Origin of the sequence: Streptomyces sp. B1866 (assembly GCF_031932565.1) — a bacterium.
In the GTDB taxonomy this organism is placed as follows: Bacteria; Actinomycetota; Actinomycetes; order Streptomycetales; family Streptomycetaceae; genus Streptomyces.
This window is the reverse complement of sequence record NZ_JAVSCF010000232.1, coordinates 1-10,092: the sequence shown is the minus strand read 5'-3', so window position 1 is coordinate 10,092 and position 10,092 is coordinate 1. Positions and strand designations below refer to the sequence as shown.

Below are 10,092 nucleotides of genomic sequence, written 5' to 3'. Positions count from 1 at the left end.
CAGGGCGGCCCCGGCGACCCGTGGGGCCCCGTACCGCCGCCCGGCTCCCCGCGGGGCGGCTCCGGCCGCCGGCGCCCCGGCGGCGTGGTCGCGGCCGTCCTGGCCGCCGTGCTCGTCGCGGGCGGCATCGGCGGCGGCCTCGGCTACTGGGCCGCCGACCGGGACGACGGCGGCACCTCGTCCACGACCGTCTCCGCCACGGACGGCACCAAGGCGCAGAGCCGTCCCCCCGGGTCGGTGTCGGCGATCGCGAGCAAGGCGCTGCCCAGCGTCGTCACCATCGAGGCGCAGGGCGGCAGCGGCGGCGACGGCAGCACCGGCACCGGCTTCGTCTACGACCGGCAGGGCCACATCCTCACCAACAACCACGTCGTCGCGATGGCCGCGAACGGCGGCCGGCTCACCGCCACCTTCTCCGACGGCAAGCGCTACGACGCGGAGATCATCGGCCGGGCCGAGGGCTACGACGTGGCCGTGATCAAGCTGAAGAACGCCGCGGGCGCCAAGCTCGACCCGCTGCCGCTCGGCGACTCCGACAAGGTCGCGGTCGGCGACGCGACCGTCGCCATCGGCGCGCCGTTCGGCCTGTCCGGCACCGTCACCACCGGCATCGTCAGCGCCAAGAACCGCCCGGTCGCCTCCAGCGACAGCGGCGGCGGCAACCCCTCGTACATGAGCGCCCTCCAGACCGACGCCTCCATCAACCCCGGCAACTCCGGCGGCCCGCTGCTGAACGCGGACGGCGCCGTCATCGGCATCAACTCCGCCATCAAGCCGGGCGGCGGCGGCAGCCCCTTCGGCGGCGAGAGCCAGTCCGGCAGCATCGGCCTCGGCTTCGCCATCCCGATCAACCAGGCCAGGAACGTCGCCGAGCAGCTGCTGGCGACCGGCCAGCCGGTCTACCCGGCCATCAAGGCCACCGTGGACCTGAAGGACTCCGGCGAAGGCGCCAAGATCGCCGACAGCAACCAGGACGGCTCCCCGTCCGTCGTCCCCGGCGGCCCGGCCGACCGGGCGGGCCTCAGGCCCGGCGACCTGATCACCAAGCTGGACGACACGGCGATCGACAGCGGCCCCACCCTGATCAGCGAGATCTGGGCCCACAAGCCGGGCGACAAGGTCTCCCTCACCTACGAGCGCGACGGCAAGGAGAAGACGGTCGAGGTCACGCTGGGCGAGCGCAAGGGCGACAACTGACAGGCTAGGCTGACCCCCGTGCCGCGCCCGGGCGGTGTCGGCACGGGGAGGCTTGCCCGAGCGGCCTAAGGGAACGGTCTTGAAAACCGTCGTGGCAGTGATGTCACCGAGGGTTCAAATCCCTCAGCCTCCGCGTCAGTGATCCCACACAGGGCCCCCGACCAGGCAGTCCGGTCGGGGGCCCGGTCATGTGCCCGGCCGGGCCCGCCGCGGGTGGGGGCCGCCGCCGGTGGTTCAGTGGGCGCCGGCTCCGGTGAGGGAGCGCACCTCCAGCTCGGCGTACCTGTCCTCGTCCGCCGTCTCCCGGGACAGGACGGTCCCCAGCCAGCCGAGCAGGAACCCGGCCGGGATGGAGATCAGCCCCGGGTTCTCCAGCGGGAACCAGTGGAAGTCCACCCCGGGGAACATCGAGGTCTTCGCGCCGGAGACCACCGGTGAGAACAGCACCAGCACCACCGCGATGACCAGTCCGCCGTAGATCGACCACAGCGCGCCCGTCGTGGTGAACCGCTTCCAGAACAGGCTGTAGAGGATGGTCGGCAGGTTGGCCGAGGCGGCGACCGCGAAGGCGAGCGCGACCAGGCCGGCGACGTTGAGATCGCCCGCGAAGATGCCGAGCGCGATGGCGAGGCCGCCGATGAGGACCGCCGCGAACCGGGCGGCCCGAACCTCCTCCTTCTCCGTGGTCCGGCCCTTGCGGAGGACGTTCGCGTACAGGTCGTGGGCGAAGGAGGACGAGGAGGCGAGGGTGAGTCCGGCGACCACCGCGAGGATCGTGGAGAAGGCGACCGCCGAGATCACCGCGAGCAGGATCGCGCCTCCGGTCGAGTCGGCCCCTCCGCCGATCTCCTGGGCCAGCAGCGGGGCCGCGGTGTTGCCCGCCGGGTTGGAATCGGTGATCGTCTTCTGTTCGAGCAGCGCCGCCGCGCCGAAGCCCAGCGCGATGGTCATCAGGTAGAAGGCCCCGATGATCCCGATCGCCCAGAGCACGGACGTCCGGGCGGCCCTGGCGGTGGGCACGGTGTAGAAGCGGATGAGGATGTGCGGCAGGCCGGCCGTGCCGAGGACCAGTGCGACGCCGAGCGAGATGAAGTCGAGCTTCGAGGTCCCGGTGGCTCCGTACTTCAGACCGGGCTCCAGGAAGCCGCTGCCCTTGCCGCTGTTGTCGGCGGCCGCGCCGAGCAGGGTGGAGAGGTTGTAGCCGTACTTGTGCAGCACCAGGACGGTGATCAGCAGGGTGCCCGCGATGAGCAGGACGGCCTTGACCATCTGCACCCAGGTGGTGCCCTTCATGCCGCCGATCGACACGTAGAGGATCATCAGGACGCCGACGAGGGCGACGATGAGGTTCTTCCCGGCGTCGCTGTCGATGCCGAGCAGCAGCGAGACCAGCACGCCGGCACCGACCATCTGGGCGAGCAGGTAGACGATCGAGACCACGATCGTCGAGACGCCCGCTGCGGTACGCACCGGGCGCTGCCGCATCCGGTAGGCGAGCACGTCGCCCATGGTGAACCGGCCCGAGTTGCGCAGCGGTTCGGCGACCAGCAGCAGGGCCACCAGCCAGGCGACGAGGAAGCCGATGGAGTACAGAAAGCCGTCGTAGCCGAAGAGGGCGATGGCGCCCGCGATCCCGAGGAACGAGGCGGCCGACATGTAGTCGCCGGAGATCGCCAGGCCGTTCTGGAACCCGCTGAACGCCCGCCCGCCCGCGTAGTAGTCGGTGGCGTTCCTGGTGCGGCGGCCCGCCCAGACCGTGATGGCGAGGGTCGCGGCGACGAAGACCGAGAACAGCGTGATGATCAGGGGCCGGTGCTCGCCCGCGCTCTCGACGGCGAGGTGGACGGTGCTCATGCCTCGCCCTCCAGCCGGGACCTGATCGCCTCGGCCCGCGGGTCGAGCTTGGCGGCGGCGTGCCGCGCGTACCACCAGGCGATGAGGAACGTGCTGGCGAACTGGGCCAGGCCGAAGACGAAGGCCACGTTGACGTGGCCGGCGACCTTGGTCCCCATGAAGCCGCCCGCATAGCTGGACAGCAGGACGTACAGCAGGTACCAGGCGATGAAGGCGACGGTCAGCGGGAACGCGAACGAGCGGTAGGTGCGGCGCAGTCCGGCGAACTCGGCACTCGACTGCGTCTCGCGGTAGGGCTCGGTGCGGCCTGTCGCCTCGGACGAGGATGATTCGGGGTGCACGCCGCCCTCCTTTCGGTGTCGTGGTGGGGGCGAAGCACGGCGGTGGGGCAGCGGACTTATGACGGTAGGCAGCCGCCGTCTCGTGCGGCAGTCCCCGCGCGGGGATCGCCGGTGGATCGCACCCGCGGCGGAGCGGACGGGGGCTGCTCAGGCCGGCGTTCCGGGCAGGCGCGGGCGGGTCGGCACGCGCGGCACCCCGGAGGGTCGCGGCACCCCGGAGGGTATGCGGGAGCGGGCGGCGACGGCGGCGGCCGGCGCGGCGAGGCGGACGACTCCCATGGGGGCCACGGTACGCACTCGGCCCGGCCGCGGAGTGGTGCGGCGTGAGGTGTGTGGGGCGGCGCCGGACCCGCCAGGGCCCCGCGCGCATAACGCATAATTCCCTGTTTTCTGGTTACAGCATGGTCCTGGTCGGCTGAGGCTTCACGGAGGGGCGGGCAGGGCCGTCCCGTACGGCTCGCCGCGCCGCCGCGCGGTCGGCGTCGCACGAAAAGGAGCACCATGGACATCCCACCCGCCGCGGGCACCCTCGGGCCCGTCGTCGTGGGCACCGACGGCTCGGTCCACGCGGCGGCCGCCACGCTGTGGGCCGCCGAGGAGGCGTTCCTGCGCGGGCAGCACCTCGCCGTCGTGCACGCCATGGCGCCCGCCGGCGACCTCACCGCCGTGTCCGACGACGTGCTGCGCATGATCGAGGACAGCGGCCGGGCCGTGCTGGACGCGGCCGTCGGCCAGGTCCGCCACCGCCACCCCGACCTGCCGGTGCACCCCGTGCTGACCCGCGACGACCCCGCCGACGCCCTGCTCGCGACGGCGGACCCGCGGGTCACCCTCGTCGTCGGCTCGCGCGGGCTGGGCGGATTCGCCGCGCTGCTGCTGGGCTCGGTGGGCCTGCGGGTCGCGGCCCGCGCGCCCGGCCCCGTCGTCGTCGTACGGGGCGCCGCGGCCCGGTCCGTCACCGGCACCGTCCTGGTCGGCGCGCGCGACGCACGGGACCGCCCCGCGCTGCGGTACGCGGCCCAGGCGGCCCGGCTGCGCGGGGCCGCCCTGCGGGTGCTCGGCACCTGGGCCCTGGTGGACCAGGTCGGCGCCGTGGCCCCCCAGGCGGACGACCTGCGCGAGGTGGCGCGGGCGCAGGCCGACGCGACCGCCGAGGCCCTGCGGCCGGTCCGCGAGGAGTTCCCGGACCTGCCGGTCACCGAGGAGGTGCTGCGGGCCGCGTCCGCGGCCGGCGCCCTGACGCACGCCTCGGCAGGCGCCGACCTGCTGGTGCTCGGCGCCCGGCGCACCCGGTACCCGCTGGGCCCCCGGCTGGGCCGGGTCGCGCACGCCGCGCTGCACCACGCCCACTGCCCCGTCGCCGTCGTTCCGGCCGGCTGACCCGCCCCGGGCCCGCCCGGGCGCGTCCAGGCGCGTCCGGACGCGGGCCCGCCCGGACGCGGGTCAGCCCGGGCGGACCACCCGCCCGGTGAGCCGTCCGGGGGTGACCCGGATCCACAGGTCCCGGGTCCCGCCCGCCCACGGCTGCCCGCCGGGCGCGTGCGCGTAGCGGTGTACGGCCCCGGCGTCGGTGACGTGGTCGGCCGTGCCGACGGCCAGCACGCTCCAGCCGACGCCGCGGCGCTCGTCCACGCGGTCGACCTCGAAGGTGACCTCCGCGCCGGACGGTACCGCCGCGGTCCCGTCCGGGTCGGTGCGGTAGACGATGCGGCCCGCGTCCACCAGGTAGTTGACCGGGACCACGGACACGCCCCGGTCGCCCGGCAGGGCGACGCGGCCGATCCCGTGGTGGGCCAGCCGGTCCCAGCACTCCCGGGCCGTCAGCTTGCCCAGCGCCGCGCCCCGCGCGGGCGGCCGACGGCCCGGCGGCGGGTCCGTACGGCCCTCCAGCAGCTCGTCCAGCGGCATCCGCAGCGCCGTCGCCAGCCGGGCCAGGGCGTCGGGGTCGAAGTCGGGGCCCAGCCGCACCACCTGCCGCAGGTAGGCCGGGGCCATGCAGGCCCGTTCGGCCAGCTGGGCGGCGGAGAGCCCCAGCTGGTCGCGCCGCTGGGCGACGCGCCGGTCCAGCGTGTCGGGGCCGTGGGGCGGTCCGGCCGCCGAAGCGCCCGGACCGGTGTTCGTCGTCATGTCCGCCCGCCCTCCCGGTCGCAGTCCGCGTCCCGGCCGGGCCGGGACCCGGCCGCCGGGCACCGCTCTCCCGGTGCCCCGCGCGCGTCCTGGTCCGCCGTCGGCGCCGTACGTCTCCGGGTAACCGCCGTCGGCCGCCGGAAACGGGAATCCGCGCGGGCGCCCTGCCTCCCCGCTGCGACCGCGCCCGCTCGATGGCCGGGGCCGGTCGCGTCAGGCGGTGAGGCGGTCGATCAGGTCCGGGCCGACGCCCGTGCCGGGGTCGAGGGCGTGCGCGGCGCGCAGGGCTCCGGTGAGGGTCTGCGTGGCGAGTACGACCAGGTCCTCCACCGGCAGGTCCTCGTGCCGGAGCCAGTCGATCAGGATCTCGTCCAGGTAGCCCACCCAGCCGCGCATGGTGGCCCGCAGCGCCGGGCAGACCGGGCCGGTGACCCCGAGCCCGGTCAGCAGGCGCCGCGCGCCGTGCCAGCGCAGGTCCTCGATGATCGCGCGCACCTGCGGGTCGGAGCCGCTGCCGCCGCGCATGAGGGTGAGGAAACCCGCGGCGTTCGCCTCGGTGTAGCGGATGTGCCGGGTCAGGGCGTCGCGGAGCCGGGCCGCGGGGGTGTCACCGGCGGGCGGGGTCTCGTGGACGGCGCGCAGGTTCGCGGCGGCGGCCTGGATGGTGGCCAGGTACAGGCCGCGCTTGTTGCTGAAGTGGTGGGCGATCAGCCCGTAGGCCACCCCGGCCCGCTTGGCGATCTCGCCCGCGGTGACCTCGTCGTAGGCCCGCCGCGCGAACAGGTCCGCCGCGGCCTGGATGAGCAGGGCGCGGCGGTCGGTGCGGTGCGCTTTCGGGAGTGCCTGGTTCCGGATCGCCATGTCCTCCAGCGTAGAGACGCGGTGTGCGCGGTCTGCCGGGGGTGTCCGGCGGCGGGCGCGGGCGCGGCCCGGCCGGGGTGCCTGGCGGGGGTCCGGCGGCGGCCGACGGGCCGCGGTCCGGCTCGTGCGGCTCGTGCGGCTCGTACGGCTCGTGCGGCCGGGCCTCGGGGGGAGCCGGGCTAGAGCGCCCACCAGCAGTACAGCCGCCGCCCCGCCTCCCGGGCGCGGGCCGCCAGGGCCGCGAGCTGGGTCAGCGCCTCCAGCACGGCCTCGGCGGTGACGCCGGACTGCCGCAGCTCCTCGGTCTCGGACCAGGGGCCCGCGGCCTCGGCGAGGGACGCGGGCGGCGCCGCGGCCAGCGCCTCCTGGAGGCTGTCGGACACGCTCACGACGAACTGGCCGTCCGCCTCCGGAGAGGACAGCAGCTGCCCGGAGCGCGGAAGCCCGGACACCTCGTCGTACGTACGGCCCGTAAGGACCGCCTCCAGGCGCGGCAGGACGACGACCGGGTCGACGCCCTTCAGCGGCAGCACGTCCAAGGCGGACGGATCGGGCCCGCCCGGCTCGTCGAGCACGCCGGTGGCGGTGGCGTCGTCCGGAGCGGAGAAGTAGTCGCACAGCGGCATGCCGTGATCATGGCATGCCGCTGTGCGGCGGCCGTCCGGGGGCGAGTGCTCCGGCGTACGGGCGGGCGGCCGTCCGGCGCCGCGCGTCGCACCGGGGGCGGGCGGCGGCCACCGTACGGCCACGGCGGCGCGGCTACCGCAGGGCGGCGGCGGAGGGCCTACCGTACGGCCACGGCGGCGTGGCTACCGCGTGGCCGCGGCCTTGAAGAACGTGTAGCAGAACGTCCCGTCGTCCTCCGCCGTCCGGTACAGGTCCCGTATGCCCGCCGCCCAGCTCGCCTCGTCCACCAGCCCCTGGCCGACGGCCTGCTCGCCGACCCCCTCGACCATGGCCGTGAAGGTCCGGCGCGTGAAACCCTCGACCAGGTCCGGTCGGCTGCCGTCCACGTAGACCATGCGCGGGGAGACCCCGACGTCCTGGTAGCCCGCCCGTACCAGCAGCGGGTAGAGCTGGCGGCCGATCAGCGAGTCGCCTCCGGCCCGCCGTTGGAGGTCGACCAGGCACTGGACGGCGCCCCGCGCGTACGCGCTGTCCGGGTGGAAGTACGTCGAACCGTGGTCGCCCTCGATGACGGTGACCGAACCGCCGGGCCTGAGCACCCGCCGCAGCGCCGCCAGCGCCTCGACCGGATTCGGCAGGTGCTCCAGGACGAAGCACACGAAGACGTGGTCGAAGTGCTCGTCGGGGAAGGGCAGGTCGAAGATGTCGGCCTGCTGGAAGGCCACGTTGGCCGTGCCCGCCTCCCGGGCCCGCCGCCGCGCCTGGGCCAGCGACCGGGCGGAGACGTCCACGGAGGTGAAGGACGCGTCCGGGCTGTTGGCGGCCAGGATGACCGACTGGGCGCCCACGCCGCAGCCCGCCTCCAGCACCCGGCTGCCCGGGGCGTAGCGGACGTCGCCGTGCAGCAGGTCGGTCAGGGTGGCGGCCTGGTCGGCCAGCCGGGTGCTCTCGTCGGTGGAGTACCCGTGTACGTAGTCGGTGGCCATCGTCTTCTTCCCCGTCTCCCCGTGGTGGACGTGCGTTCCGGCCGGGCCGGGCCGGGTCCGCCGGGCCGGGTCCGCCGGGCTTCGGCCCGTTCCGGGGCCCTGCCGGTACGGCGGACCCTACCCGGCCCGTGGGACGGGGAGCTCCACCCCGTCCCACGAGTCAGCCGACCTCGACATGTGACTATGCCGTGTAACGGGGTGGGAATCTTCTTGACGGTCCTCTTGTCGTCGGGGTTCCGGAGGCGTGTCTACCGGGCCACCGTTTGCGGTGTGTACGCGGCCACCAGGCGTGAGAACTCACCGGGCTGCTGCTGCACATGGGTGCAGGCGTACTTGTTGTCGGCGTGGCTCAGCGGCGGGACGGTTTTGCACGGCGGGTTGATACCGGCCTCCGGGTTGCACTGGTTGTTGTCGCGCCAGGCGTCCCACCCGGACAGCACGGCGATCTGGTGCTCCTTGGCATAGTGCAGGAGCTTCTCCATGTGCTCAAGGGTGAAAATCTTGTTGTTGTTGTTCACCCCGTACATCGGGCAGGCACCGAAGTGCCGGTACGCGGCGGGGCGGTCCCAGACGTGGCCCCAGGCCGAGGAGTCGGTCATCTGGGTGACCATCGCCTCGGCGGCCATACGCGTCGCCTTCCAGTAGTCGTTGTCCGGGTCGCGCATCTCCATCAGCATGCCCTGCACGATGTCGGGCACGTACTCTACGGCGGCCATCTTCTTGACCAGCGCGATGGTGTGGTGGTTCCACCCGTCGATGTCCACGGCGAAGGTGTGTGAGATCCGCAGGTCCGGCCGCTGGTCGCGCAGACCGAGCAGCACCTGGATGTGCCGGTCCATCATTTCCGGACTGGTCAGGGCCGAGCCCTCGATGTCGAAGTCGAGATAGGAGGTGTTGTAGTTGTCCAAGCACGCCAGATACTCGGTGACCGCCTCCGTCGGCTCGATCTTCTCCTCCAGCGGTGCCGCGGCCGCACCGCCGACGGAGAAGATCACCTCGCAGCCTCGGTCCTGGAGTTCGGTGATACGGGCCTTGTGGTAGCCGGATTCGGCGACAAACCCCGAGTAGCTTTCTTTGGTCCAGTAGTCGTACATGGTGGGCTGCCCACCCCACGACGCGCGGAAACGTCCCTGCGGGTCGCGTAGCGGGGCGATGAACCCGAGGAAGTAGCCCATCACCCCGTCCCTTGCCTGGAGGTCCTCCAGCTTCGGTGTCGGGTAGGCACAGGCGTCAACGAACGGCGCCGCCTTCGGCTTCCATTCCCTGTCCCGGGTACCGCTCTCACGGCCGGTTGGCTGGGCGGTGTCGATTGCCATGCTTCGTCTCACTCCGTGGGGGTAGTCGTCGGCCGGCCAGGCCAACGGTGCCGTACTCGATGGTTTCCCGGCTCCCTGCCTGGGAGCCATGATTTAGATCGGTCTGCATACGGCAGGAGTTGAGACCGGACAGGCCAGCGATACCCGGATGGCGGTAATAATATCGTCGGGTGAACCCCCGGCCTCCCCTTCGGCGGTACGGCCTGGGACCCAGGTCGCTTATGGTGCATCCACACCACCGGTGCACCAGCCGCCTTTCCCCCTGTGAGGTGCGGGAGTCCGCAGACAGAGGGCGTGTGGTGGTCCAGCTCGCCGCCTCTCGTACCAGGAGCCGTCCTGCACCGGCCGACGTGACACCTCGGCGAACCGGAGCAGTATCCGCAGGTTGAGCGGTGTGCCCGAGGGANGCCTCAGCCATGGGGCGCCCCTGCACCCGTCTGTCTTGAGGGCTTGCCCCCGCGGCCTCGTGGGACCGTCTGCCGGACATCAGCGAGAAATGTTCGGACGGAACGATGGAAAATGCTACTGCGTGCGTCCCGGCGGATGTGAAGTTGGCGGCGAGTCGAGAATTTCGGTTCACCCCTGCGAGTGAGACCGAGAGGAGGCGGCTTGGTCTCTGGTTCAGGCCGTCCGACGCTCAGCCGACTGGCGCCTACGCCAAGCCCGACGAAGCGTTTGAAATCAAGGTCATCAGCGACCCGGCGGGGGCGACAGCGGTCACCCGTCCAGTTGGTCGGGGAGCACGCGGTGCTCACTGTGTGGCGCGCCAGCGCGCTCGCCAAC

General features: G+C 73.1%; 10 protein-coding genes and 1 tRNA gene. 3 read left to right on the top strand and 8 right to left on the bottom strand.

Features of this window, described 5'->3' with window-relative positions; translation table 11 throughout:
• Both RKE29_RS23845 and RKE29_RS23840 read left to right on the top strand, forming a co-directional pair.
• On the top strand, positions 1–1,197 hold a 1,197-nt coding region (locus RKE29_RS23845), incomplete at its 5' end, for a trypsin-like peptidase domain-containing protein (RefSeq protein ID WP_312007651.1).
• A 46-nt stretch (positions 1,198–1,243) separates the two neighbouring features.
• Positions 1,244–1,330: transfer RNA gene (locus RKE29_RS23840), tRNA-Ser, on the top strand.
• A 101-nt stretch (positions 1,331–1,431) separates the two neighbouring features.
• Here the strand turns inward: RKE29_RS23840 and RKE29_RS23835 are convergent.
• The 3 genes from RKE29_RS23835 to RKE29_RS23825 form a co-directional block, all read right to left on the bottom strand.
• Positions 1,432–3,051 carry a cation acetate symporter gene (locus RKE29_RS23835; protein ID WP_312007650.1) on the bottom strand — a complete coding sequence of 540 codons (1,620 nt, stop codon included), beginning with the start codon at positions 3,049–3,051 and terminating at the stop codon, positions 1,432–1,434.
• Entirely contained in the window at positions 3,048–3,392 is a 345-nt protein-coding gene (locus RKE29_RS23830; protein WP_312007649.1) for a DUF485 domain-containing protein, read from the bottom strand. Before RKE29_RS23830 ends, RKE29_RS23835 begins: the two co-directional genes overlap by 4 nt.
• 147 nt (positions 3,393–3,539) lie before the next feature.
• Positions 3,540–3,671, bottom strand: a complete 132-nt coding sequence (locus RKE29_RS23825) for a hypothetical protein (RefSeq protein WP_312007648.1) — start codon at positions 3,669–3,671, stop codon at positions 3,540–3,542.
• Between the two features lie 222 nt (positions 3,672–3,893).
• Here RKE29_RS23825 and RKE29_RS23820 point away from each other — a divergent pair, with 222 nt between their 5' ends.
• Positions 3,894–4,772 carry a universal stress protein gene (locus RKE29_RS23820; RefSeq protein WP_312007647.1) on the top strand — a complete coding sequence of 293 codons (879 nt, stop codon included), beginning with the start codon at positions 3,894–3,896 and terminating at the stop codon, positions 4,770–4,772.
• A 63-nt stretch (positions 4,773–4,835) separates the two neighbouring features.
• Here the strand turns inward: RKE29_RS23820 and RKE29_RS23815 are convergent, their stop codons facing one another.
• The 5 genes from RKE29_RS23815 to RKE29_RS23795 all read right to left on the bottom strand — a co-directional run bounded on the left by RKE29_RS23815 (position 4,836) and on the right by RKE29_RS23795 (position 9,168).
• Complete coding sequence (locus tag RKE29_RS23815) at positions 4,836–5,519, bottom strand: pyridoxamine 5'-phosphate oxidase family protein (protein ID WP_312007646.1); 684 nt, start codon at positions 5,517–5,519, stop codon at positions 4,836–4,838.
• A gap of 213 nt (positions 5,520–5,732) precedes the next feature.
• The gene (locus RKE29_RS23810; RefSeq protein ID WP_312007644.1) at positions 5,733–6,380 is read right to left on the bottom strand and encodes a helix-turn-helix domain-containing protein; all 648 of its coding nucleotides are present in this window, start codon (positions 6,378–6,380) and stop codon (positions 5,733–5,735) included.
• Between the two features lie 179 nt (positions 6,381–6,559).
• Positions 6,560–7,006 (bottom strand): hypothetical protein, encoded by a 447-nt coding sequence (locus RKE29_RS23805; protein WP_312007642.1) that lies wholly within the window; start codon positions 7,004–7,006, stop codon positions 6,560–6,562.
• Between the two features lie 183 nt (positions 7,007–7,189).
• Entirely contained in the window at positions 7,190–7,993 is an 804-nt protein-coding gene (locus tag RKE29_RS23800) for a methyltransferase domain-containing protein (protein WP_312007640.1), read from the bottom strand.
• A gap of 248 nt (positions 7,994–8,241) precedes the next feature.
• Positions 8,242–9,168, bottom strand: a complete 927-nt coding sequence (locus RKE29_RS23795) for a hypothetical protein (RefSeq protein WP_312007638.1) — start codon at positions 9,166–9,168, stop codon at positions 8,242–8,244.
• Positions 9,169–10,092 lie beyond the last annotated feature (924 nt).

Excerpts from the sequence above, each read along its gene's own strand:
- RKE29_RS23835 (WP_312007650.1), bottom strand. The coding sequence starts at position 3,051 with ATGAGCACCGTCCACCTCGCCGTCGAGAGCGCGGGCGAGCACCGGCCC.
- RKE29_RS23825 (WP_312007648.1), bottom strand. The coding sequence starts at position 3,671 with ATGGGAGTCGTCCGCCTCGCCGCGCCGGCCGCCGCCGTCGCCGCCCGC.
- RKE29_RS23820 (WP_312007647.1), top strand. The coding sequence starts at position 3,894 with ATGGACATCCCACCCGCCGCGGGCACCCTCGGGCCCGTCGTCGTGGGC.
- RKE29_RS23815 (WP_312007646.1), bottom strand. The coding sequence starts at position 5,519 with ATGACGACGAACACCGGTCCGGGCGCTTCGGCGGCCGGACCGCCCCAC.
- RKE29_RS23810 (WP_312007644.1), bottom strand. The coding sequence starts at position 6,380 with ATGGCGATCCGGAACCAGGCACTCCCGAAAGCGCACCGCACCGACCGC.
- RKE29_RS23805 (WP_312007642.1), bottom strand. The coding sequence starts at position 7,006 with ATGCCGCTGTGCGACTACTTCTCCGCTCCGGACGACGCCACCGCCACC.
- RKE29_RS23800 (WP_312007640.1), bottom strand. The coding sequence starts at position 7,993 with ATGGCCACCGACTACGTACACGGGTACTCCACCGACGAGAGCACCCGG.
- RKE29_RS23795 (WP_312007638.1), bottom strand. The coding sequence starts at position 9,168 with ATGGGCTACTTCCTCGGGTTCATCGCCCCGCTACGCGACCCGCAGGGA.